Annotated in this window: 23 protein-coding genes and 4 pseudogenes; 20 read left to right on the forward strand and 7 right to left on the reverse strand. The window is 49.6% G+C overall.

Going from position 1 to position 24,216, the window contains the following annotated elements; translation table 11 throughout:
- Positions 1–18: 18 nt before the first annotated feature.
- The 11 genes from pgi to NSMM_RS08880 all read left to right on the forward strand — a co-directional run bounded on the left by pgi (position 19) and on the right by NSMM_RS08880 (position 10,621).
- Positions 19–1,668, forward strand: a complete 1,650-nt coding sequence (gene pgi / locus NSMM_RS08830; RefSeq protein WP_090286669.1) for a glucose-6-phosphate isomerase — start codon at positions 19–21, stop codon at positions 1,666–1,668.
- 95 nt (positions 1,669–1,763) lie between these two features.
- On the forward strand, positions 1,764–3,557 hold the full coding sequence (gene lepA / locus NSMM_RS08835) for a translation elongation factor 4 (protein WP_090286671.1): 1,794 nt from the start codon (positions 1,764–1,766) through the stop codon (positions 3,555–3,557).
- A gap of 53 nt (positions 3,558–3,610) precedes the next feature.
- Positions 3,611–4,411: a signal peptidase I gene (lepB, locus tag NSMM_RS08840; RefSeq protein ID WP_090286672.1), complete on the forward strand. Its 801-nt coding sequence runs from the start codon at positions 3,611–3,613 to the stop codon at positions 4,409–4,411.
- Positions 4,412–4,445: 34 nt separating this feature from the next.
- Positions 4,446–4,823, forward strand: coding sequence for a DUF4845 domain-containing protein (locus NSMM_RS08845; protein ID WP_090286745.1), 378 nt, complete (start codon positions 4,446–4,448; stop codon positions 4,821–4,823).
- A gap of 38 nt (positions 4,824–4,861) precedes the next feature.
- A complete protein-coding gene (gene rnc, locus NSMM_RS08850; protein WP_176753912.1) occupies positions 4,862–5,560 on the forward strand; it encodes a ribonuclease III in 699 nt (232 codons plus the stop codon).
- Positions 5,561–5,622: 62 nt separating this feature from the next.
- Complete coding sequence (gene era / locus NSMM_RS08855; RefSeq protein WP_090286676.1) at positions 5,623–6,513, forward strand: GTPase Era; 891 nt, start codon at positions 5,623–5,625, stop codon at positions 6,511–6,513.
- 60 nt (positions 6,514–6,573) lie between these two features.
- Positions 6,574–7,299, forward strand: a complete 726-nt coding sequence (pdxJ, locus tag NSMM_RS08860) for a pyridoxine 5'-phosphate synthase (RefSeq protein WP_090286678.1) — start codon at positions 6,574–6,576, stop codon at positions 7,297–7,299.
- Complete coding sequence (gene acpS, locus NSMM_RS08865) at positions 7,296–7,673, forward strand: holo-ACP synthase (RefSeq protein WP_090286680.1); 378 nt, start codon at positions 7,296–7,298, stop codon at positions 7,671–7,673. Before pdxJ ends, acpS begins: the two co-directional genes overlap by 4 nt.
- Positions 7,674–7,675: 2 nt before the next feature.
- On the forward strand, positions 7,676–8,701 hold the full coding sequence (gene nagZ / locus NSMM_RS08870; protein ID WP_090286682.1) for a beta-N-acetylhexosaminidase: 1,026 nt from the start codon (positions 7,676–7,678) through the stop codon (positions 8,699–8,701).
- A 17-nt stretch (positions 8,702–8,718) separates the two neighbouring features.
- On the forward strand, positions 8,719–10,179 hold the full coding sequence (lpdA, locus tag NSMM_RS08875) for a dihydrolipoyl dehydrogenase (protein ID WP_090286684.1): 1,461 nt from the start codon (positions 8,719–8,721) through the stop codon (positions 10,177–10,179).
- A 28-nt stretch (positions 10,180–10,207) separates the two neighbouring features.
- On the forward strand, positions 10,208–10,621 hold the full coding sequence (locus NSMM_RS08880; RefSeq protein WP_090286686.1) for a hypothetical protein: 414 nt from the start codon (positions 10,208–10,210) through the stop codon (positions 10,619–10,621).
- 10 nt (positions 10,622–10,631) lie between these two features.
- Here NSMM_RS08880 and ampD read toward each other — a convergent pair whose 3' ends face one another.
- Positions 10,632–11,225 (reverse strand): 1,6-anhydro-N-acetylmuramyl-L-alanine amidase AmpD, encoded by a 594-nt coding sequence (ampD, locus tag NSMM_RS08885; RefSeq protein WP_090286688.1) that lies wholly within the window; start codon positions 11,223–11,225, stop codon positions 10,632–10,634.
- A gap of 31 nt (positions 11,226–11,256) precedes the next feature.
- Between ampD and tmk the strand changes: the two genes are divergently transcribed.
- Entirely contained in the window at positions 11,257–11,919 is a 663-nt protein-coding gene (gene tmk / locus NSMM_RS08890) for a dTMP kinase (protein WP_245654752.1), read from the forward strand.
- On the forward strand, positions 11,919–12,956 hold the full coding sequence (gene holB / locus NSMM_RS08895; RefSeq protein WP_245654753.1) for a DNA polymerase III subunit delta': 1,038 nt from the start codon (positions 11,919–11,921) through the stop codon (positions 12,954–12,956). The genes tmk and holB overlap by 1 nt, the downstream gene beginning before the upstream one ends.
- 34 nt (positions 12,957–12,990) lie before the next feature.
- On the opposite strand, the gene NSMM_RS08900 is transcribed toward holB, so the two are convergent.
- Positions 12,991–13,485: a hypothetical protein gene (locus tag NSMM_RS08900; protein ID WP_090286691.1), complete on the reverse strand. Its 495-nt coding sequence runs from the start codon at positions 13,483–13,485 to the stop codon at positions 12,991–12,993.
- 153 nt (positions 13,486–13,638) lie between these two features.
- Here NSMM_RS08900 and NSMM_RS08905 point away from each other — a divergent pair, with 153 nt between their 5' ends.
- Complete coding sequence (locus NSMM_RS08905; RefSeq protein ID WP_218121056.1) at positions 13,639–16,320, forward strand: PD-(D/E)XK nuclease family protein; 2,682 nt, start codon at positions 13,639–13,641, stop codon at positions 16,318–16,320.
- 118 nt (positions 16,321–16,438) lie between these two features.
- Here NSMM_RS08905 and NSMM_RS17070 read toward each other — a convergent pair.
- A pseudogene (locus tag NSMM_RS17070) lies at positions 16,439–16,638 on the reverse strand (ISNCY family transposase); the annotation flags it as partial.
- A gap of 64 nt (positions 16,639–16,702) precedes the next feature.
- Between NSMM_RS17070 and NSMM_RS15625 the strand changes: the two are divergent.
- The 3 genes from NSMM_RS15625 (at position 16,703) to NSMM_RS17080 (ending at position 17,418) form a co-directional block, all read left to right on the forward strand.
- A complete protein-coding gene (locus NSMM_RS15625) occupies positions 16,703–16,873 on the forward strand; it encodes a hypothetical protein (protein ID WP_176753907.1) in 171 nt (56 codons plus the stop codon).
- 166 nt (positions 16,874–17,039) lie between these two features.
- Positions 17,040–17,213, forward strand: a complete 174-nt coding sequence (gene tnpA / locus NSMM_RS17075) for an IS200/IS605 family transposase (protein ID WP_425412364.1) — start codon at positions 17,040–17,042, stop codon at positions 17,211–17,213.
- Positions 17,191–17,418 carry a transposase gene (locus NSMM_RS17080; RefSeq protein WP_425412366.1) on the forward strand — a complete coding sequence of 76 codons (228 nt, stop codon included), beginning with the start codon at positions 17,191–17,193 and terminating at the stop codon, positions 17,416–17,418. The genes tnpA and NSMM_RS17080 overlap by 23 nt, the downstream gene beginning before the upstream one ends.
- 11 nt (positions 17,419–17,429) lie before the next feature.
- Here NSMM_RS17080 and NSMM_RS08920 read toward each other — a convergent pair.
- Positions 17,430–18,107, reverse strand: a pseudogene (locus NSMM_RS08920) (IS6 family transposase).
- Positions 18,108–18,368: 261 nt separating this feature from the next.
- Here NSMM_RS08920 and NSMM_RS08925 point away from each other — a divergent pair.
- Positions 18,369–19,517, forward strand: a complete 1,149-nt coding sequence (locus NSMM_RS08925; protein ID WP_090286695.1) for an NnrS family protein — start codon at positions 18,369–18,371, stop codon at positions 19,515–19,517.
- 335 nt (positions 19,518–19,852) lie between these two features.
- Here NSMM_RS08925 and NSMM_RS15180 read toward each other — a convergent pair.
- Both NSMM_RS15180 and NSMM_RS08935 read right to left on the reverse strand, forming a co-directional pair.
- Positions 19,853–19,972 (reverse strand): annotated as a pseudogene (locus NSMM_RS15180) (IS5/IS1182 family transposase); the annotation flags it as partial.
- 151 nt (positions 19,973–20,123) lie between these two features.
- Entirely contained in the window at positions 20,124–20,681 is a 558-nt protein-coding gene (locus NSMM_RS08935; RefSeq protein ID WP_245654754.1) for a DUF488 domain-containing protein, read from the reverse strand.
- A gap of 485 nt (positions 20,682–21,166) precedes the next feature.
- On the opposite strand from NSMM_RS08935, the gene NSMM_RS08945 reads away from it, so the two are divergent.
- Both NSMM_RS08945 and NSMM_RS08950 read left to right on the forward strand, forming a co-directional pair.
- Positions 21,167–23,227, forward strand: coding sequence for a TonB-dependent receptor family protein (locus NSMM_RS08945; RefSeq protein WP_090286704.1), 2,061 nt, complete (start codon positions 21,167–21,169; stop codon positions 23,225–23,227).
- A gap of 136 nt (positions 23,228–23,363) precedes the next feature.
- Positions 23,364–23,733: pseudogene (locus NSMM_RS08950) on the forward strand (transposase); the annotation flags it as partial.
- Here the strand turns inward: NSMM_RS08950 and NSMM_RS15635 are convergent.
- Positions 23,731–23,898: a hypothetical protein gene (locus tag NSMM_RS15635; protein ID WP_176753910.1), complete on the reverse strand. Its 168-nt coding sequence runs from the start codon at positions 23,896–23,898 to the stop codon at positions 23,731–23,733. The pseudogene NSMM_RS08950 and the gene NSMM_RS15635 sit on opposite strands and share 3 nt — an antisense overlap.
- Positions 23,899–24,216: the final 318 nt, after the last annotated feature.

Raw genomic sequence — 24,216 nt, forward strand, 5'->3', positions numbered from 1 at the left:
ACCTTTTCCGAGAACATGATGTCCACTCTGACTGAGTCTCCTGCCTGGCTCGCACTGGCAGCACACCACGCACAAATCAAAAATCAGCCGATAGCTTCGTTTTTTGAACGGGATCCGCAGCGTTTTACAGAATTTTCCCGGCAATTTGGCACGATACTCCTCGATTTCAGCAAACAACCGCTCGATGAGACGGCGATTGCCTGCTTGTTTGCTCTGGCGCGACAGCAAAAATTGCAGGACTGGATCAGACGCATGTTTTCCGGCGACCGGATCAATACCACCGAAAACCGTGCGGCACTGCATATTGCGTTACGTGCCGATACACCGGTCTATCTCGATGGTGTCGATGTCGTGCCAGAGGTCAATGCAGTTTTGCAGCAAATGGCAGGATTCGTTGCGGCGATTCAGGACCATACTCATCGTGGCTACTCCGGTCTGCCAATTGCCGATGTCGTCAATATCGGCATCGGTGGTTCCGATCTCGGTCCGGTAATGGTCACGGAAGCACTGAAGCCCTATTGCCTGCCGCAACTCAAGGTACATTTTGTTTCGAATATCGATGGTGCTCAGTTGGATAACATTCTGCGAAATCTCAACCCTGCCACGACACTGTTTATCATCGCATCCAAGACATTCACCACTCAGGAAACCCTCACCAACGCGCATTCCGCGCGCACCTGGTTTCTACAAAATGGTGGTGACGAAGCGGCGGTTGCCCGTCATTTTGTTGCGGTTTCCACCAATATTGCCGCAGTGCAGCAATTCGGAATCGCGGCAGAAAATATGTTTACTTTCTGGGACTGGGTCGGGGGACGTTATTCGTTGTGGTCGGCCATCGGTCTGCCGATAGCGCTGGCGATCGGGATGGATAACTTTCGTGCACTTCTGGCTGGTGCGCGGGACATGGATCAACACTTCCTCAATACTGCGCTGGAAGATAATCTGCCCGTTCTGCTGGGATTGATTGGAATATGGCAGATCAATTTTTGCCAGGCTACCAGCCAGGTAATTCTGCCTTATGATCAGTCCTTGCATCGCTTTTCGGCGTATCTTCAACAGCTGGGAATGGAAAGTTTGGGCAAGCGTGTCACCCGTGATGGCGATGCGGTTGACTACAGCACGGGCGTCATTGTCTGGGGGGAGCCCGGTACCAATGGTCAGCATGCGTTCTATCAGCTGCTGCATCAGGGAACTCAGGTTTTTAATGCTGATTTTCTAGCGCCGTGTAATAGTCAGCATCCGCTGCATCATCACCACACGATGCTGCTGGCAAATTTCTTTGCTCAGACCGAAGCGCTGATGCGCGGTAAGGATGCTCAGACAGTGCGTGTCGAACTGGAAGCAGAAGGGATCCCTCAGCAGCTCATCGAACAGTTGTTGCCTCATCGGGTGTTTCCCGGCAACCAAGGGACAACGTCCATCCTGTTCAACAAGCTGGATCCTGCCACCCTGGGGGCGCTGGTTGCGCTTTATGAACACAAGGTTTTTGTGCAGAGTGTGATCTGGAACATCAATCCATTTGATCAATGGGGGGTGGAACTGGGCAAGCAGCTCGCCAATACTATTCTTTCCGAATTGACAAACGACCGGTCCCCAGCAGAGCATGACGCATCAACCAGTGGATTGATGCACTATTTCCGGGAACAACGCGCCCGCATAAATGAATAAGGTGGTTATAGTTTATGTCAAGTTAATTGGGATTGTATACAATCCCTCCTTTTGCGTAATCGTGAAGTTTACTTACACTTTTCCAGGAACGGTTAATGCAGTCCATTCGTAATTTTTCAATCATTGCCCATATCGATCATGGCAAGTCCACGCTTGCCGATCGTATCATCCAGTATTGTGGCGGTTTATCCGAGCGCGAGATGGAAGAGCAGGTGCTCGATTCCATGGACCTCGAGCGTGAACGCGGTATTACGATCAAGGCGCAAACCGTTGCCCTGGCTTACCGGGCTCGCGATGGCAACAGCTATAGGTTCAATCTAATCGACACTCCTGGGCATGTTGATTTTTCCTATGAGGTTTCCCGCTCGCTATCTGCCTGCGAAGGTGCATTACTGGTGGTGGATGCATCTCAAGGAGTGGAAGCACAAACGGTTGCCAATTGCTATACCGCAACGGAGCTCGGGGTTGAAGTCATTCCGGTACTGAATAAAATTGATTTGCCGGCGGCTGATCCAGACCGGGTTGTGGCTGAGATTGAAGATGTGATTGGCATTGATGCCACTGATGCCGTGCGTATCAGCGCTAAAACCGGGGAGGGTCTAGAAGACTTGCTGGAGAATGTTGTCGCTAGAGTGCCGCCACCCAGAGGTAATATTGATGCACCTCTAAAAGCTTTGATTATCGATTCGTGGTTTGATAATTATGTGGGTGTGGTTATGCTGGTGCGGGTGGTAGACGGTGTGCTGAATACTGGAGACAGGATTCAGTTGATACACAGCAAAACCACTCATCTGTGTGAACGGGCTGGTATTTTTCAGCCGAAGGCGGTAGATCGCCCATCCTTGAGCGCGGGTGAAGTGGGTTTTATCATTGCGGGTATCAAGGATTTGAAATCTGCGAAAGTGGGTGATACAGTCACCTTGCTTGATCGTCCTGCATCTGAAGCGTTGACCGGATTCATGGAAATCAAACCGCAGGTTTTTGCCGGGTTGTATCCCGTCGAATCCAATCAGTACGATGCATTACGCTCGGCACTGGAGAAGCTGCAGCTCAACGATGCCTCCCTGCAATTTGAACCGGAAACCTCGCAGGCGCTTGGTTTTGGTTTTCGTTGCGGCTTTCTGGGACTGCTTCATCTGGACATTGTGCAGGAGCGGCTTGAGCGGGAGTATGATATGGACCTCATCACCACGGCGCCAACGGTGATTTATGAGGTAGTCATGCGAGATGGCAATGTGATTAAAATCGAGAACCCTTCCAGGCTGCCTGATGCTTCAGCTATTGCTGAAATCCGCGAGCCCATTATTACGGCAACCATTCTGGTGCCGGAAGAGTATCTGGGAGTGGTCATCACGTTGTGTGTCAGCAAACGTGGTGTACAGAAGAATATGCAATATATGGGCAGGCAGGTGATGCTGGTTTTTGAATTGCCACTCAACGAAGTGGTCATGGATTTTTTCAATCGGTTAAAGTCCGTGAGCCGTGGTTATGCTTCGCTGGATTATGAATTCCTTGAATTTCGGTCGGCCGATCTGGTTAAACTTGACATCCTGATTAACAACGAAAAAGTGGATGCCTTGTCTCTGATTGTGCATCGTGTCAGCAGCCAATCAAGAGGACGAGAACTGGCACAAAAAATGCGGGAACTCATCCCTCGTCAAATGTTCGATATTGCCGTACAGGCAGCGATTGGGGCGCACATCGTTGCGCGTGAGAATGTCAAGGCAATGCGTAAGAATGTGCTGGCCAAATGTTATGGTGGCGATATCACGCGCAAGCGCAAATTGCTCGAAAAACAGAAAGCAGGTAAAAAACGGATGAAACGAGTGGGTAACGTGGATATCCCCCAATCGGCATTTCTGGCTATTTTACAGACAGATAATAAATAATATCAATGCCTTGACTGGCGATTGAGATTTTAAGAATCAGGTAGAAACACATTATGAATTTTCCTTTGGTATTACTTGTTTTACTCGTGGTGACAGGCGGGATCTGGGTATTGGATCGTTTCTGGTTAAAACCCAAGCGTGCTCCTGAAAATCATGAACCATGGTGGATCGAGTATCCCGTCAGCTTTTTTCCCGTAATTCTGATTGTGTTCTGCCTGAGGTCATTTCTGGTTGAGCCGTTCAAAATACCATCCGGATCGATGATTCCCACTTTGCTGGTGGGTGATTTTATTCTGGTTAATAAATTTACCTATGGCATCAGATTGCCCGTTATTAATCGCAAAATTATCGATCTGAATGAGCCGCAACGCGGTGATGTGCTGGTTTTCCGGTTTCCGGAAGACCCTTCCATCGATTACATCAAGCGTATTGTCGGTGTGCCAGGTGATAAAATTGAATATCGTAACAAGCAGCTGAGCGTCAACGGGAAGTCCTTCAAGCTGGAACTGAATGGTGATTACAAATATGTGGAATCCGGGCTGGCGTATATCTATGCGCAGAAATTCAGCGAAAAAATAGATGATCGAGAACACAATATCCTGATCAATCAGGAAATGCCCACGATACAATTGTCCGCCATTCATTATTTTCCGCACCGGGAAAATTGTCAGTTTGATCATGCCGGTTTTGTCTGTGAAGTGCCAGCAGGAAACTATTTCACTTTGGGTGATAACCGTGATGGCAGTAGCGATAGTCGATATTGGGGATTCGTTCCGGAGGGCAATATCATTGGAAAGGCTTTCCTCATCTGGTGGAATTTCAGCGATCTGAGCAGAATTGGTACGTCGATTTAACGATCTGCTTGTCAACTAATCAGGAGATAGAATGATGCGCCAGAATATGCCTCAGCTTAAAAGCAGACAGAATGGATTGACCCTGTCAGGGTTGTTGTTATGGTCAGTCATGATTGCCATGGTTGCAATTTTTAGTATGCGTCTGATTCCAGTTTATATTGAATTTGCAGCAGTCAAGCGGGCGCTGGTCGCTACAGCCAGTGACACTGCCTTGAAAGAAGGAGGTATCAGTGCATTGCGTCAGGGATTTGACAAGCGTGCCAGCATAGACGATATCAAGTCTGTCACAGGAAAAGATCTAGTGATCGAGAAACAGAATAATCAGGTGGTGATGCGCGCCAGTTATATGGTCAAAAAACCACTATTTGCCAATATCTCGTTATTGATTGATTTTGAGGCGTCCAGTCATTGACCGGAGTGTATAAATCTTCAGTACATGACAAGGATGGCATTCTGCGGACACCGCCTTACCTGATTTTTTTTGACAGGATCGGTTACACTTTCAATCAGCCTGCCTTGTTTCGGGAGGCGTTGACGCATCGCAGTTTTGGCCTGCCTCATAATGAACGGCTTGAGTTCCTTGGGGACAGTTTGTTGAATTGCGCCGTTTCTGCGTTATTGTTCAAACGTTTTCCGCAATTGCCGGAGGGCGATCTGACTAGAACCCGAGCCAATTTTGTCAATCAGAATGCTTTATATTCGCTAGCATCTGGTGTGGGACTGGGCGAATTGATTTTGTTGGGCGATGGTGAGCGAAAAAGTGGCGGTTATCGTCGCCCATCCATTCTGGCAGATGCGCTGGAAGCGGTCATTGGCGCAGTCTATCTTGAAAGCGGATTTCAGGAAGTTGAACGTCTTATTGCCAAGCTGTATGGTCCCCTGGTCGATGACCTTGATCTCGACGTGTCTGGCAAAGATGCAAAAACACTGTTGCAGGAGTATCTGCAGCATCGCAAAATGGGTTTGCCACAATACAGAATGTTATCAGTAGCGGGTGAAGCGCACGCACAGACGTTTCTGGTTGAGTGTATGGTCGAGAAGCTAGCCATCCGCACACAGGGTGAGGGAACCAGTCGTCGACGCGCTGAACAGGAAGCCGCACAGCAAGCGTATGCGAAGGTAACCAGCAGCAACAGGCAGACAATATAATCGTTGATGTCATGTCTGCTTTGTCTGGCGTTTCATATTTTGATCCCTTGAGGCCTACTGTCATGAATGCTGCTGAATTTAAAACCGGTTATGTCTCCATCGTGGGACGTCCTAATGTAGGCAAGTCGACGTTGCTGAATCATCTGGTCAAGCAAAAAATCAGCATTACCTCCCGGAAGCCGCAGACAACCCGTCACCGCATTCATGGGATTTTGACAGATACACAGTCGCAATTCATTTTTGTTGATACCCCGGGTTTTCAGACACGCTATCGTAGCGAACTCAATCAGGCGATGAACCGAGTGGTTATGCAAACACTGCACGGTGTCGATGTCATTATCTTCGTCATCGAAGCAGGTAAATTTGATCGCCAGGATGAAGCGGTCCTTGAGCGCTTGCCAACTGACCGACCGGTCATGCTGGTTATCAATAAAATTGATTTGCAGGCGGATAAGCTGCAATTGCTTCCCTTTATGCAGGAAATGGCGGACAGGTTCAATTTTGTAGAGATGATTCCGGTTAGCGCCCTGCAAAATGAGTTGCTGATCGAATTGATAGAAGCTATCCGGAATTATTTGCCGGTCAGCCCGCCGTTGTTTGGTGGGGATGATATAACGGATCGCAGCGAGCGTTTTCTGGCCGCCGAGCTATTGCGAGAAAAAATCTTCCGGCAAATTGGGCAGGAAATTCCCTATTCTGTCAGCGTGATCATTGAACAGTTTACGGTTGAAGGCAATTTGCGGCGTATTCATGCCTGCATTCTGGTGGACCGTCCCAATCAGAAAGCCATCATCATTGGTAAACAGGGGAAAAAAATGAAGGAGATGGCAACCCAGGCGCGGAAGGATATGGAGACGTTGTTTGGCGGCAAGGTGTATCTGGAAGTCTGGGTCAAGGTGAAGACTGGCTGGGCGGATGATGGCAACGTACTGAAGAATCTGGGTTACGAATGACAAGAGCTGCGAAACAGGTGTTATAGAAACAAACTACTTTGGGAGGATGCAACTACCATCATGATTACGCTGGGCGTTAATATTGATCATATCGCCACTGTGCGTCAGGCGCGTGGTACTACATATCCTGATCCGGTGGAAGCAGCGATGATCGCCGAGACGGCTGGTGCGGATGCCATTACCCTGCATTTGCGAGAAGATCGCCGCCATATTCAAGATAGAGACGTCGAGATACTGCGTGAGCGTTTGACCACCCGCATGAATCTTGAAAGTGCGGTTACTCGGGAAATGATCGATTTTGCCTGCCGTATCAAACCGCAGGATGTCTGTCTGGTCCCCGAGCGGCGTGAGGAACTGACCACCGAGGGGGGGTTGGATGTCGTGCGTCATTTTGATCAGGTCAAGGCGGCTTGTGACTCGCTGGCGCAGGCGGGTACACGTGTTTCATTGTTTATCGATGCGCAGCCGCAGCAAGTTGATGCGGCTGTCAAAGCGGGGGCGCCGGCAGTCGAGCTTCATACCGGCCGTTTTGCCGATGCCAAGAGTGATGTCGAACAGCAGGCAGAACTGACAGCGATCAAAGCCATGGTCAAGTATGGTCTTGAATGTGGCCTGCAAGTCAATGCCGGACATGGATTGCACTACCAGAATACCTTGCCGATAGCTGCGCTCACTGGTATTTCTGAGCTCAATATTGGGCATGCCATCGTGGCACGTGCCCTTTTTGTCGGCTTTGCCCAGGCGGTACGTGAAATGAAGACGCTGATCCGTCAGGCGAGCGCATGATCTATGGTATTGGTACCGATCTGGTCGATCCTGCTCGTATCGCCCGTTCGCTGGAACGTCACGGTGAAGCGTTTGCCAAACGGGTGCTGGCGGATGTGGAATGGCCTGATTTTATCAGGCATGCTAATCCAGCCGTGTTTGTTGCCAAACGTTTTGCCGCCAAGGAAGCCTTTGCCAAGGCAATAGGCACGGGGCTGCGTGATCCGGTCAGTTTTAGCAACATCGTGGTACTGCATGATCCGCAGGGAAAACCGTATTTTCAGTTTTGTGAGGCATTGAGTGAATGGGTGAGACAACGAGGAATTATTGCGCATCACCTGTCGATCAGTGATGAATTGACCATGGCAAGCGCCTTCGTTATTCTGGAAAAATAGATATGTCGACGGGCGTCATCATGCTCGATATAGCGGGTACGAGCCTGTCGGCAGAGGATCGGGAAAGATTGCTGCATCCCTTGACAGGTGGAATCATCCTGTTTTCCCGTAATTTTGTATCACCTGAACAACTTTGCCAGTTGACAGCAGAAATTCGCATACTGCGAGAACCGCCGTTGCTGATTGCTGTTGATCAGGAAGGGGGCCGGGTACAGCGTTTCCAGAGCGGATTCACACGCCTACCTGTCATGCGCAGATTGGGCGAGAGCTGGAACGATAACCCGCGGTACGCCCGTCGGCTGGCCTGGCAAGTGGGTTATGTGCTGGCCGCAGAATTGAAAGCTTGTGGGGTCGATGTCAGTTTCACGCCTGTACTGGATCTCGATTATGGGCTGGGTTGTGTCATCGGGGACCGATCCTTGCATCGTCATCCGCAGGCAGTATCGGAACTTGCGCACGAACTGATGCTCGGTATGCGTAAGGCAGGCATGATGGCGGTTGGCAAGCATTTCCCCGGGCATGGTGCGATTGCAGCAGATACGCACGTGGAAATTGCCGTCGATACGCGTGACTTTGTGGATATCCAGATGGATGATCTGCTGCCATTTCAGCGCATGATTGATTTTGGGCTAGCCGGCATTATGGCGGCACATGTCATTTATCCTGCTGTTGATTCTTACCCAGCTGGGTTTTCCCGCAAATGGCTTCAGGATGTATTGCGGCATATGCTCGGCTTTGAAGGCTGTATATTCAGCGATGATCTGAGCATGCGTGCAACCGGCAGTTATGGTGATATGGCGGAGCGCGCCACTCTGGCGTTGCGGGCAGGCTGCGACATGGTGCTGGTGTGTAACGATACCGCGGCGACAAACCAGTTGCTGGATGATTTGTCATGGGAGATCTCCGCGACCAGCATGGCAAGACTGGCACGGATGCGTGGACATCGCAGTGATCATTCCCTGCAACAGTTACGGGAAATCCCGCAGTTTGCCCATGCGGTTGATACTATTAACGGACTTGATCAATAATATTAGGGTAGATAGACATGAATAAAATTTTTGATGTTGCGGTGATTGGTGCGGGCCCGGGTGGCTATGTGGCGGCGATTCGCTGCGCGCAACTGGGGCTGGATACCGTCTGCATCGATGACTGGAAAAATGAGCAGCAAAAACCCAGCCTCGGTGGTACCTGTCTTAATGTCGGCTGCATTCCTTCCAAAGCGCTGCTGGAATCCTCCGAGAACGTGGAGCGAGCTAACCACAAGTTTGCCGAACACGGTATCAAGATAGAAGGCATCACAGTAGAAGTACCCGTGATGATCTCGCGCAAAGACAAAATCGTCAAAGCGTTTACCGGCGGCATCGGTATGCTGTTTAGGAAGAATAAAGTCACCAGCGTACATGGTCATGGTGTGCTGCACAAACGGGCTCAAAATGAGGATACCTGGACCGTCGAGGTGAAAAATGGCCAGGATACGCAAACCATTCAAGCGCGGCACGTCATTATCGCCACGGGTTCATCGCCACGCCAGCTGGAAGTGGCGCCAGTGGACGATCTCAATATTCTTGACAATGTTGGTGCACTCGCGCTGCAGGCTGTTCCTAAGCAGATCGCCATCATAGGCGCGGGTGTTATCGGTCTTGAGCTGGGCAGCGTGTGGCGTAGACTGGGTGCGGAAGTTACTCTTCTGGAAGCACAACCAGATTTTCTGTCTGCGGCGGATGAACAGATTGCCAAAGAAGCTTTCAAGGTATTGACCCGCGGCACCGGATTGAACATTCAAACCGGAGTGAAGATTCAATCGGTCAAGTCCCTGAAAAATATGGTGGAAATAGATTATCTGGACCAGGAAAGCAGCAGTCAGAAATTGTCCGTGGACAAGCTGATCGTTGCCGCGGGCCGAGTAGCGAATACTACCGGACTGGGCGCAGATGCAGCCGGTCTGAAACTAGATGCTGGTGGTCAGATCGAGGTCGATGCATTTTGCCAGACTAATCTGCCGGATGTGTATGCAGTCGGGGATGTTGTCAGAGGCCCGATGCTCGCCCATAAGGCTTCCGAAGAAGGTGTGGCGGTGGCTGAGCGGATTGCGGCAAAACGGAATGGGTCAGCCAGTTCGATTGGAGAGGTGGATTTTGGCACGATACCGTGGGTGATTTACACCAGTCCGGAAATTGCCTGGGTTGGCAAAACTGAACAGGCGCTCAAGACAGAAGGCGTTGCCTATAAATCCGGGCAGTTTCCGTTTATGGCCAATGGCCGCGCCCGCGCACTCGGAGAAACGGCCGGTCTGGTGAAGGTTCTGGCAGATGCCGAGACTGACCAGATTCTGGGGGTGCATATGATTGGTCCATACGTCTCGGAGATGATTGCCGAGGCGGTGACCGCAATGGCGTTTTTTGCCAGTAGTGAAGATCTGGCGCGCATTGTGCATGCTCATCCATCATTATCCGAGGCGCTACATGAAGCGGCATTGGCTGTGGACAAGCGTGCGATTCATATCTGATTGCAGGATAAGGACTCCTGGAGGGATTATGAAGTTAATGTTGATGAGTTTATTGCTGTTATCGCTGCCGTTATCTGCTGCCGACGATGTGCAGAAACAGATACAGGAGGTCGAGGTCGCCTTGTCAATGCTGCAACAGGAACAGCAGAACCTGTTCCAGCAGTTTCAAATGTTGCAGGAATTGCGTCGGCAGGAGTTATTGCAGGAAAACAGCATCATCGTGCAACAGAACCAACCACCTGTCACGGGAAACGCTACTCTTAATTATGATGAGGTACAAAAGCGTGAGCGGGAGCGCTTGGCTCGCATCAAGGATTATACGGCACGGCTGAGTGAAATCCATGAGCGCTACCAGGAAATCGACCGGGAGCGGCAGGTACTGATCGGTGAGTTGGCTGCCTTGAGACAAGACAAATCCCCTGACCGGGAAGAAATGAATTGAATGACTGGTTTCAGACCCGATGGATGGTGATAGCGATCTGATCGGTCAAATCACACACTATTTTTTGGGTAAGGAGCGCCTGCCGGTAGCCTTGCCAGTCGAAATGATGGCCAGGATCGGTTTTGCGTTGTGGTGCGATTGTGGCATGTCCGGCAATATCGTGGATAGGGTAAGTAGTAAGCAGGCTTGCGGTCAATCTGGCCAATTGTACGTATTGAACGGGAGTGAAAGGTTGGTTTTCGCTGCCTTCCAGTTCGATGCCGATTGAAAAATCATTGCAGCAGGTACGCTCCTTCCAGCAGGAAACTCCCGCATGCCAGGCGCGCAGCAGACACGGGACAAACTGAATAATTTCACCGCTGCGCCGGATGAAAAAGTGTGCCGAGACCCGTACACCTTGCAGCGACTGATAATAGGGATGTACGGCAGAATCAAGCCGATTGGTGAAAAGCTCAATTACCCCATCTCCGCCAAATTCTTCCGGTGGTAGGCTGATATGATGGATCACCAGCAGACTGATATCGGTATCGTCGGGGCGTGCGTCACAATTGGGAGAAGGTATGTGTGTTGCATCAACCAGTAAACCCACCGTGTTAATTTTCATATCGATCTGACCGTATGTTCACGCCAATCAAATGCCCATTTTATTAGAATCCAGCATGGTACAACCGGGAAAATTCATTACGTTCGAAGGTATCGATGGCGCGGGGAAAAGCACTCATCTTGCTTGGCTGACAAAATTCCTGCAAAACAGAGGGCTGACAGTAGTCGTGACCCGTGAACCGGGCGGGACGGTATTGGGCGAGAGACTGCGAGAACTATTGCTTGACCAGCGCCAGACGATGCATGCTGAGACCGAAACCTTATTGATGTTTGCGGCACGGCGCGAGCACCTTGATAAAGTCATCCTGCCGGCGCTGGCTCGTGGCGACTGGGTAGTCTCTGATCGCTACATGGATGCCAGTTTTGCTTATCAGGGCGCAGGAAGGGGCGTGCCGCTACGGAAGCTTGCCTTGTTAGAGGAGTGGGTACAGGGCATTTTTTCACCCGATCTGACGCTATATTTCGATCTGCCGGCAGAAATTGGTAAAGCGCGCGTGCAGTCTATTAAAACCGCAGACCGCTTTGAAGTGGAATCCGATCAATTTTTTGAGCATGTCCGGCGAGGTTATTTGCAACGCGCGCAGCAATTCCAGCAACGTATCAGTGTAATTGATGCCAGTCTGCCAATTGAACAAGTCAAACAGAATTTGATGGAGTTGATCGAAGCTTTTTACCGGCAGCACGGTGGACAATGATGCAGACCACTATTTATCCCTGGCAGCAAATGTTGTGGCAGAAGATTCGGCAAGGCAGTGCTCGTCAGCATCATGCCTTGCTGCTGACAGGGCGTGCCGGAATCGGCAAGCTTGCCTGGGCACGCAGTCTGGCCAAAGTAACGTTGTGCGAACGAGTCGATGCTGATGCCGTTGCGTGTGGCACTTGTGCCAGCTGTTGCTGGTTTGAACAGAACCAGCATCCCAATTTCCGTTTGCTGACCCCGGAAGCGTTATCCGGAACGACGGATCATGCAGATAAAGACAAGGCGAGCAGTTCGTCTGAAGGCGGAGACGCTAAATCAAAAAAAAAACTTGGCCAGCAGATCACGATTACCCAAATTCGCGAACTGGATAATTTTGTCTATCTCAGCGCGCATCAGGATCGCGACAGATTGATACTGATTCACCCAGCGGAGGCGATGAATCAAGCGGCAGCTAATGCATTGCTGAAAAAACTGGAAGAGCCGCCTCCCAATGTCGTGTTCATTCTGGTGACCCATGATGTAGCGACCTTGCCGGCAACTATTCGTAGCCGTTGTCAGCAGATCGTTATGCCACTGCCAGACCGGCAGGTTGCGCAAGACTGGCTGCAGCAACAGGGGGCTGATCATGTAGAAGTTCGTTTGGCAATGTCGGGTTTTTCACCCTTGCTAGCCATGCAGTTCGATGAATCCTGGCTTGAACAGCATCAGACATTCATACGATGTCTCAGCGTACTGGATCACCTGGCTGTGGTCGGTTTGGCAGAAAAACTGCAGCAGCTCGAATTGCTATGCATCGTGGATTGGTTGCAGAAATGGTGCTTTGACTTGATGAGCTGCCGCATGACGGGCAAGGTTCGTTATCATTTGCAGGAGGAAGCGGTGATTCGAAAAATTGCTGCCAGGATCAATCCTTCGTCACTGGCATTTCTGTGGCGCGGCCTGACTACCTCACGGCAATGGGCGCGCCACCCGCTGAATCCCAGACTGTTTATCGAAGAGCTGCTGTATCGTTATCTGGATTCAGTAGCATAAGAAAACAGCTGAAGATAGTTGCTTCGTCAATAGACTACCAGTCTATACATTCATTTCTGTCATGATCAACCGTGCAGGACCACTGAGTACGATGGATACCGGCCTTGCGGTTGAGCAGGAAGTCGGCTTTTTGCCTTTGCAATTGCTCGCCGGTAGGAATGCTTTTTTCCGGGAGGAAGCGTTCTTCTATCCAGAAGCGGATGCGGCAGAATTCTTCCTCTTTGCCGCATATTCGGGTAATCGCATTGCTGTAAATGGTCTTATCCATTTGCCTTTTTGGTTCTACCAGAACCATATTCACGAATTTACCAGTGTTGCCCATTTCTACTTTTCGAGCCAGTCGCCAGCCGATACCACTCATCAGGGGTTCATCACCGCTGGCTTTTTCAGTTGTTGTCGTTACTTCAGTTTCAGTTTGTGACGAAACATCCTCAGTAGTATGCTGTGCATCTGATTCCTCAGAAAACACCAGCCCTGCCCAGGAAATAGCTGCAGCGAATAGCAGGCTATTTAATATGCTTTTATTCATTTATTCTCCTAATTAACTATAATTTATTGAAATATATCGATTCTGTGAATCACAATATGGATCGCCTCTTGATGGGTAAATGCGCACTGGAATGCAATTGAGATGCACTATTCAACTATCACTGCTTTTGTATGCAAGCCACAGCGAACCGACATGGCCGATATTATCCGCAGATTGGGTCGTGATGCAACCATTGTGACCGGCAATCAACGCCTCGCGCGAGTACTTCGTCAACGCTATAACCAGTCCATGATCGAGGCAGGCTGTGAGGCATGGTTAGCGGCAGATATTTTGCCATGGAATGCCTGGTTGCAGCGATTGTGGCAGGAAACTATTGTGGCTAATAAAGTAGCCTCAAACCTGGTTCTACTGGATGCACATCAGGAGCGGCAAGTCTGGCAGCAGATTTTGCAAACAATAGTCCCATCACTGCCGTGGCTGACTGATGGGTTGACTGTCACGCGGATGATGGTGGCCGCACAAAACCTGCGTACATGGAAAATCTCAATGGATGTGGCGACATTCGCGTATAACGAAGACAGTCAATTTTTCTGGAAAGTTTTTACGGCTTTTGAGCGTAGCTGTAAAGAGAACAGTTGGCTGACAGCCGCAGAATTACCGGATCTATTGCTGCCAGTTTTACAGGCAGGTGGCACTGCCTTGCCAGGTGAGCTGATTCTGCTCGGGTTTGATGAACTGACGCCACAGCAGATAGCCTTTCTGCAGGGATTGGCACAAGCGGGGTGTGTGCCGGAATGGTTGCAATTCTCATCAGAACCGGCCTTTATTGGCAAATTGGCCTGCGTTGACAGTCGCGTTGAATTGCAGCAGGCGGCGCAATGGATTCTCCGGCGGCTGGAAGAAAATCCAGATGCGCACATTGGACTGGTAGTGCCTGAGTTAAGTACGCAGCGCGCGCTAGTGTGCCGCATGCTGGATGAAATGCTTTGTCCGGCGGCACTGCAGCCTGGTAATCATGAGTTGCCTCGTCCTTATAACCTGTCACTTGGCCTGCCGCTGATTCAGTATCCACTAATCAATGCTGCTTTTGAATGGCTGACGTTACCTGTGCCAGTTGCTGAGATAACGCATGTCAGCCGTTTGCTGCGTTCATCCTTTCTGGCTGGCCGGGAGGATGAACGCAGTGCGCGTGCCTTGCTGGATGCACGTCTGCGAGAGACAGGGGAGTGGAATGTGTCGTTACAATCCGTTGCGCATCATGCCAGTCAGATTGAACGTCCCTATCATTGTCCGGTGCTCGTCCAGCGCCTGAAACAGCTGCTTGAATTGGCCGAGGCGCGGCCAGAGATGGGTATGCCGGGCGAGTGGAGGCGACAATTCAGCCAGTGGCTGACTGTAGTTGGCTGGCCGGGCGACCGCCTTCTGACGAGTATGGAATTCCAGGTAATGCAAGCGTGGCAGGTTTTATTGCAGCAATTCGTAGCGCTCGATTGGGTGGCGCAGCCAATGACGTTGGCTTCTGCACTGAGCCGGTTGAGGGAAATGGCTGCCAGTACCGTATTCCAGCCGGAATCTCTACCGGTTCCGATTCAGGTGCTTGGGCTACTCGAAACCAGCGGTTTACAGTTCGATCATCTCTGGATCATGGGTTTGCATGATGGTGTATTGCCTGCGCCACCGCAGCCTAATCCGTTCATTCCTCTGCCATTGCAGCGCCGGATGGAGTTACCCAGATCAACTGCCGGACGTGAATTGCAAGTAGCAAAAACAGTATTACAGCGGCTGGCTGGAAGTGCGCCAGAAGTCGTCATCAGTTATCCGCAGCGCCAACAGGACATGTCGCTGATCCCGAGTCCACTGATTGCTGCTTTCCCTCTTTTGTCCAAGGAAGCGCTGTCCGGCGGCACGCATCTTATCTGGCAGCAACTGATCCATCAAAATAGTCGATTGCAGCAACTGACTGAAGATCCTGCTCCACCGTTGGTGGAACATTTCATTCCTGGCGGTAGCCGCGCGTTCAAGCTACAAGCGGCTTGTCCTTTCCTTGCCTTTGCTGAGTTACGGCTAGGTGCACGAGAATTGGGCCGGACTCAGCTCGGTTTGAATGCGCGGGTGCGAGGGATTCTGCTGCATCGCTTGATGGAGAAAATCTGGATATCGCTTAAATCGCATGATTGCCTAATAGCAACACCAGCAGATAAGCTGGATGAGCTGATTGTCAGTAAAGTGACTGAGACCATTCGGGAAATAGCACCCCGTTATCGGCAAAGCTTTGGTGCCCGTTTACAGGCGCTTGAATTGACAAGACTATCCTTTCTGGCGCACGCATGGCTCGAATATGAAAAACAACGTCCGCCTTTCGAGATAATCGAGCAGGAAAAAACCACGGAATTGACGGTGGGTGGGCGGCAAGTGCATGTCAGAATTGACCGAATAGACGGCCTGCCTCAAGGAGGAAAGCTGTTGATCGATTATAAAACCGGACTCAGCAAAGTTGATGGCTGGTTTGGCGAGCGTCCTGATGAGCCGCAATTGCCATTGTACAGTTTGCTTTTTGGGCAAGAACTTGCCGGGATCGCATTTGCGCAGATCAGGACCGGTGAGATGGCTTTTAAGGGTGTCACCAGCGATGAAACTGGTGTACCTGGTATTATTTTTTATAAAAAACTGCCACTGACACGCGATTATCCTGATTGGCTGACTGTGATCGTCATCTGGCAGCAAACACTGGAAAAGCTGGCAACGGATTTTATTGCTGGCAAAGCGGAGGTAAATCCGAAGCAATATCCACAAACCTGCGCTTATTGCTCATTGCGGCCATTATGTCGGATCGATGAGAAGATGGTGCATCGGTCAGGTGACCAGGGTGAATAGGGTGAACAAGACGCTCTTGGGATGATTTACCTTTTTGGGGCAGCGTGACCTGGTCGAGCTGCTGTGCTAATTTAGCCTGGTTGGCGGGGGAGTGAGTGAGAACCTTTGTCGAAACTTCAGTGTGGGGCTCGAAAATGGAGAATACTTTTTCCTGATGAGGAATCACTTCGCCTTTAAGCACACGGCGCGTGATCTGTCAATCTGGCGGCTAGCATGCTGGCAATAACCTTCTATTTCAAGCTTCAGAAGTCGCTCGGTGGGGGCTGGAGCGATTAGTCCGGGCAAGTTGGTTTGAATCTTGTCCAGATGTCGTTGTGCAATGAAGTTTGTTTTTGAGAATGGTATTTCCAAAAATTTTATGCGAAGTTTGGGGTGACTATCCTTGGAAATTGATCAAAATCGCCTGATAGCGTCAGTCTGGATTGATCCCTTGAGGATCTTCAGCACTATCGATTGGGTGCTAACCGCTGCCTCACTGGAGGGTGAGGGGGTCTGGCAGGCACTATTTACGCAGATGTCACCCAAAAAAAACCCTGCCAAAGTGGCAGGGTAAAGGCCTCGTCAATAAATGGAGAACAACGGTTACGTGGTGCCAGCATAATACTGTGCTTCATTAAGCATAACGTCGGTTAAACCGGATTTAATCCCTTTATTGTCTCCACAAGGTTAAAACCACCGTTTAGCTGCGAGAATATGCCACACAGGAGGCATGGCATGGCATGAATTATAGATATGGAAGTCATACGGTTTATCAGATTGAATACCACTTTGTGTGGGTAACGAAGTATCGATATAAGATATTGAAAGAAGAGGCGGCAGAACGCGTTCGAGAGATGGTTCTCCAGACGTGCGAAGCATTTGAAGTCAGAATTGTACAGGGTGTATGTGAGTAAGGATCATGTGCATATACCGGGGAGTTGTCCTCTGAAGATGGCGCCGAGCGAGATCATGAGGCGGATAAAAGGACGAACATCGAGTTATATACCCACCGCACTTCAAATTTTGGCACTCAAGCGTGACCGACCGATGATTTGGAAGTTCTGTCGCATTAACTGCAAAAAAGCATATTTCGGAAGAGCTGGCATGCGATTCCTTTAAACTAGGCGAATTTATTCTGCCAGCGCATAAAATTGCTCAGCAAAAGATACCTTGTCAGCCCCTTCCATCATCATCTGACCTTTGCGAATCATGTGCATTAGTTCGATACCAGCCAAGATGTTTTTAGCTGATTGAAAAGATTTGAATCCGAGCATTAGTTTTATTATGCGCTTCACTCATTCCACGATATTGTTGAGATATTTGACCCGCCTGACGACAATAGAAGCGCCATTATTCTTGATGATCTGATCAATATCTGCTTGATTGGCACCACGCTTGTCCATCGCTACTTTTTCCGGCATATCATTGCTGTTAATGGCCTTTTTGAAAAAACGCATGGTTGCTGCTATATCACGCTTGACTTTCAATAGGAAATCAATGGTGTTTCCTTCTTTGTCAACAGCGCGATGGAAGTATTTCCAAACGCCTTTCACTTTAATGTAAATCCCGTCCATCCGCCAACTTCCACCAACCGGGCGCTTATATTTTATGAAAATCTTTTCCAGTAATGGTAGAAACCGGATTGCCCAACGGCTCACTGTAGAATGGTCAACTGTAACACCGCGCTCCTCCATCATTTCTTCCAGGTGCCGGCAACTTAACGGATACGCTGCATACCAGCGGATACAAATCAGAATTACATCAATCGGAAACCGCATCTTTTTACAATAGGCATGTAGCAGCACCATCTCTTTAATGGTCAACACGCTACATCGAATGTATCGATGATCTCGTTTAATGCGACAGAACCTTTACCCTTGGGTGCCTTGCGCCGGAAGCGCCAAAACACTGCAATATCTTTGACGTTTCGTGTTAGCTAAACCTGAATATAGTCATTTTTCGATCGATTACCGCCGTGTTTGACAATTAAGCCAGCTTTCAGTACATTCAAAACTTATGGAAAAGGTGGTTTATTTTCCCTATACCCCAGTAGACTTAAGTTACAGGCGATGACCCGCCCACAGAAAAATAAGACCGTATGGGCGCACCGGATATTTTTCCCGGCAGCCTGTCTGTATGCCACTATTGTCATACCGCTGTCGGTATACGCCATGACCAGCGGTAATGCCTGGCCGCTAGCACTGGTCGGTCAAGGCCACGGCTTTGAAATGCTATTCGGCTATGCCCTGGCGGTCGTCGCCGGATACACCCTAGGGCCCACGGAGCCGCGCTTGCTGGCAGCACTGTTTTCGCTGTGGTTAATTGCGCGTATTGCCCAGTATGTTGCGCCTTTCAGTGTGCCTGCATTGCTGCTGTCGGCAAACTTTGGGCTGGCGCTGGGCTGGCGCATCGTACCACGTTTTGTGGTCGCAAAAAAGTGGCGCAACCGGGTCATGATGCCCTTGTTGGGTGGCTTATGTGTGTTGCCCGCAAGCTATTTGGTAGCCCAGCAACTGGGGGCTTTCGCACAAACACGATTGGTTCTGCATGAGGCCGTTTTATTTTTATCGCTGCTGATGGCCTTTATGGGCGGTCGGATAATTGCCCCGGCAATCGCCGATGAATTTGGCAAGCAAGGACGCGAGCTGGATGCCCGCGTACAACCACGTGTAGAAGTGGCTTTGATTGTGCTGTTGATAGTAGCCGCCCCCGCATTAGTCATTCCCGGCGGCGCCGCAGTCGCTGGCACAATGGCAATATTGGCCGGTGTACTCATCCTGTTTCGTCTGCTGCGCTGGCAGCCATGGCGCTGTCGCACACGACCGGACTTAATTGGATTGTGCGCTGGTTACACCTGGTTAAGCATCGGCCTCGGCCTGTTCGGTTTCTCCATTGCCAGCGGCGGGCACGTTACCAGTACCTTGCACGTCATTACCATCGGCGCCCTGGGCACCTTAACCAGCGGTGTTATGAGTCTCACACACTACCAGCGCCTGCGCCGCACACCACCGCCCGCTGCTCTGGTCATATGGATGCTCGCCACCCTTACCATTGCTGTGCTGGCGAGAGTGGCGGCCAATATTCCCCACTGGGGCAATCCAATACTGTTCCTGTGGCTGGCGGCACTGGCATGGACACTGTGTTTTGGTACCCTGGCTTTACTGTTCACGGCAGAGCTGTATCGGGGCTGGCGTGAACCTGGGCGCAACAGGCGTTGAGACAAAGTACTTGTGCTGGTGCCGTGAATTTAATACCTAACGACAACGGGATTGGTGCTTAGACTTCCAGGTATTTATCTTCTTATGTCACACAGCAGACCTTGCTCAAGAAATACAGCAGCACTTGATTTTGGCTTGAATCCACTTATGTCGGGACGGCATTAGCGTGCACTATCGCACGCCTCGATTTGTACTCGTAACACTATTCTGGAAATTAACATGTTTATCGCTGTTTTGATTGTTATTGCGGCGGTCGCTTTTCTGGCTATCGCGCTGGGGGGTTTAAGATCAAGCTTCCGATCAGAAACGAGCATACCTTTTCGAGGGGATGGGCATAAATAGCCAAAGTCAATGTGCGACTCGATCTCAACCAGTGGATCACCCAACGAATCGATTTTCTTGCGGCGGTGTTCGTCGGCGAACAGGTCGAGCTTGATGGCGCTATGTGGTTTCATCGGCAGGAGAAGAATGGATTTCAGGACAACGTAATTTTACCAAGTCTACCAAGAGTGGGAGAGTCGAGGTTTTTCGAGACGCCTATTTATGAAAAAGCGGCGTTTATTTTTCCTATACCCCATGGTTTGTTATTTTTAATATTGGCGGAGGTTAAGTATTTTCGTTTACTCCATCAGGGTGGTAACTCAATTTACCGCCGACTATTCTTGCCGGCTGGGTGTAGGGGTGTTCTTCGGCTTTGCCCGCTCCCATAATGTGAATTACGTTCCAGCCCTCAGCTTTCAGAAAATCGGAAATCATAGAGCGGTGGCAGCGCCACCAAACTGCCTCGGAACACATATAGGCGGTGGGCTGTGTAAGGGCTATTTGCTTCAGTTCATCTATTCCTTTCCGGAAAGTGTCCGTTTCCATATAATCAGCATAGCCGCGAAAGGCCATATGTCGCCAGGAAGTATTTTTAGAGTCAAGACGAACTTTTCTTCTGCCACCAAGATTTTTTATGTGGATGTACCGAAAGCCGGCTTGTGGCAAAGAAATTTCAAGTACTTCTTTATTAAAATGTGGAACTCTACGTGAGCCCGGGAAGCTCCTCACATCCGCCACCACTCCAATCTGAAAGGATTTGAGCATCTCAATAAATTCTTCCAGGCTACGAATGGAATGCCCGATGGTCCAAATATTCTTATGTAGCTGTTCTTCCTGCATCATTACTCCATCTCATCCCGCAAGGCATTCAATTCTTTTTATCGTGTTCCATGTTGCATGTGGGAGTCGTCTCAGAAAACGGAAATAAAGCACTAGCGTACGATTTCCGTTTTCTGAGACGACCCCAGAATGACCAATTTAGGCATGCCAGAGTCTATAAAAATCTAAAATTTAACGAGAAAATGAGGATTTTTGGTCAAATTTTGATTTATTCAACAACGCCGCGTCGGGAGAAGACTGCCATAAGCGATAGAAGAAAAAAGTGAGCACCAGACAAGAATATCATTCCACGTATATTCATTTAAAATATTCTGCTCTGTCGCATTAAGCGAGATCATTGATACATTCGTGTAGTGTGTTGACCATTAGGGGTCCTGTGGAAGAACCCCAAAAGTGTTCGTTCTGAGCTAAGCTACTTTCCAGAAGCACTGTTTTAAATATTTTTACAGCTCACTAATCATCACATCCGTATCACCATTTAATTTTAAGTGAAATATTTTCTTATTCTGATTTTGGCCTCCTTGGCCACTTCCTCTACTGCCTGGGCGCAAGAATCAGAAAAAACAGCCCCCGTTGTTTTGGACGCTATTAACGTCACTGCCACACGCAGTGAGAAGCAACTCAGCGAGATTCCTAATGCTGCCACTTTCATCGAGCGAGATCAGCAACAAGACTCTCAACCCGGCGCGACAATCGACGAATTTGCTCGCGGCACACCCGGTGTATTTTTCCAGAACCCGTCTAATTTTGCACAAGATTTACGTATTTCTATCCGTGGATTTGGCGCACGTTCGCCGTTTGGTGTGCGTGGCATTCAGGTGCGTGTCGATGGTATCCCGCAAACGCTGCCCGACGGTCAAACGCAACTAGACACCATAGATCCATCGCTGATCGAACGCATGGAAATCATACGCGGGCCTTCGGCGTCACTGTTTGGTAATGCGTCGGGGGGCATGATCAACATGACGACACGCAGTTCACCACGAGAAAAATTTGCCATTACACCACGACAAGTATTTGGGCAATACGGTTATTTCAAATCAGAAATTCTTGCCGGTGGAAGTGAGAAAAATTTTGACTACGGTCTATTCGGTTCCCATTTGCAGCAAAGGGGTTGGCGTGATCACAGCCAAATGCAGAATATCTTTTCGCAAGGTAAGTTTAATTTTCAAACCAGTACTAATTCGGATTTGATGGTGCTGTTCCGTAAATTTTACTCGCCCGAATCAAGAGACCCTGGCGGTCTGACAAGCACCCAGGTGCGTTCAAACCGTCGCCAAGCCGCGCCGCGCAATGTGTTGTTTAATGCCGGCGAGGAAGTCAGCCAAGAGCAGCTTGGCCTGCGCTATCGCAAGAGACCATCCGCCACGCAACAACTCACGGTCACCGCACATATATTACATCGTGATTTTCAGAATCGTTTACCATTTAAGGATGGTGGCCAGGTACAGTTTGATCGTTGGGTCGGCGGATTCGCGGTTCAGTTTGAAAATAACCACATGCTATTTAAACGACCCAATCGTCTGTTGGTCGGCGTGGATTATGGCATACAAAACGACGATCGGCGCCGTTTTGACAACAATGAAGGCAACCGAGGTGCGCTGACGCTCAACCAATTGGAACGCGTACAAAGTGTCGGGCCATTTTTTCGCAATGAATGGCGCGTCATTGAAGATGTTGATGTCGTTGTGGGTGGCCGCTGGGATTGGCTGCACTACCAAGTCAGTGATGCATTTAAAATTGACGGCAATCAATCCGGCTCCCGAACACTGTCTCAAGGCAGCGGCACGGTGGGTTTGGTGTACCACTTAAACAACCACCAACAAATTTACACTAATGTCGCGACAGTGTTTGAAACGCCGACCACTACCGAGCTATTGAATAATCCAGCCGGTATTGGTGGTTTTAATCCCAACCTAAATGCACAGACTTCGTTGAGTAAAGAACTCGGCTTTCGTGGTGACTCTGCCGGATTTCAATATGAAACCACCGTGTTTCATATCAGCTCTCGCAATGAAATTACGCCATTTGAGCTATCAACCTCACCAGGACGTGCGTTCTTCCGCAATACCGGGAAATCACGCCGCATTGGTGTTGAAACACGCCTAGCCTCGCCGGAGTGGAAAGGCTTACGCGGCGAAGTGAGTTACACCTATTCCGACTTTGAGTTTCAAAAATTCATCGTCGACAATAATGACTTGCAAGGCAACACTTTCCCCGGCGTTCCCACACATCGTTGGGAAGGACTGCTACGCTATGCCCACTCATCTGGTGTATTTGGGCAAATGCATGTGCAACGTGTCGGCACTTTTTATGTCAACAATACCAACACCGCGTCCAATAATGCCTACAACCTGGGGCAACTACTCGTCGGCTGGCAAAAAAAGCATCAATGGATTGAAGGCTTACTATTCCTTGGCATTAACAATTTATTTGATGCCAAATATAATTCAAATACCCGTATCAATGCCGCCTTTGATCGCTACTTTGAACCGGGTGCGCCAATGAATTTTTTTGGCGGATTACGCCTGCATATTGCGCCAATTTGAGCCTGCTTGGTTTTGTTGGTTTAATGAAATTTAGAATTAACAATGGGTTGTTTGCCTAAAAGACCCCATAGCTCGGCCACGGTGCGTTACGTACCTTTATGCAGAATAACCCAACTTTGGATATACGCCGTCCACCTTGATCATACGCTGCAACGTTGTTACGCTATTAACAAATCAGTTCAGTGATTCGTTGACAGAGTTGTTAAGGAGGGGAGCCAAACAACTGCTGGAACAAGCTGTTGAAGCTGAATTGACAGGATTTATGGAGCAATTTTCCGGCAGGAAGCTGAATGATGGGAGAGCTGCTGTGGTGCGTAATGGCTATCGCCCTGAGAGGAATATACAGACAAGTATAGGGCCTGTCACGGTTAAGATACCGAAGGTACGCGCCAAAGATGGAGACCCTGTGACATTTCGGTCAGCTCTGCTCTGGTGCCGCGCCGTATGTACGGAAGACAGCTTCGCTGGAGGCGGTGTTACCCTGGCTGTATTTGAAGGGTGTTTCAGGTTGTCGATGAAGCAGTAAAAGGAGTCAAAATTACATTGCCGCTGACATCCAATTCAGACACCCGCGCAGTCAAAATCCGAACCTGTTCGAATAACGGGCGGATCAAATCATTCTCTTGATCTGAGGCCAGTGTCGTGAGGTCAAGAAGTTCGAGTTCGCGCATGACTCGTAGTGCGATAAATAACCGATAGTTCTGCAAGCCTATGCTAAATAGTCATGTTTTTCATTACTCTATCCTCTCAAGAAATAGAGTCTCCAGTAATTCCGAGGCGATTCGCCGCCGCACAAGGCCTGTAGAGCAGGGTGCAGATGGTCATCAAGTGTGACGGCTGGCCAGACGTTCTTACCAGAAAAGGTTGAGCCGGGTTGGTGCTGGCTATCACCTGAACATATGAATAGCAGCATCAGAGGAGACTCAGCGCCTAATAGTCTTCCGCCTGATGGTAAGTGGCTTTGGAGTAATCTGACAAAGTAGAAATAG

The sequence above is a fragment of the Nitrosomonas mobilis genome (assembly GCF_900103035.1).
Classification (GTDB): domain Bacteria; phylum Pseudomonadota; class Gammaproteobacteria; order Burkholderiales; family Nitrosomonadaceae; genus Nitrosomonas; species Nitrosomonas mobilis.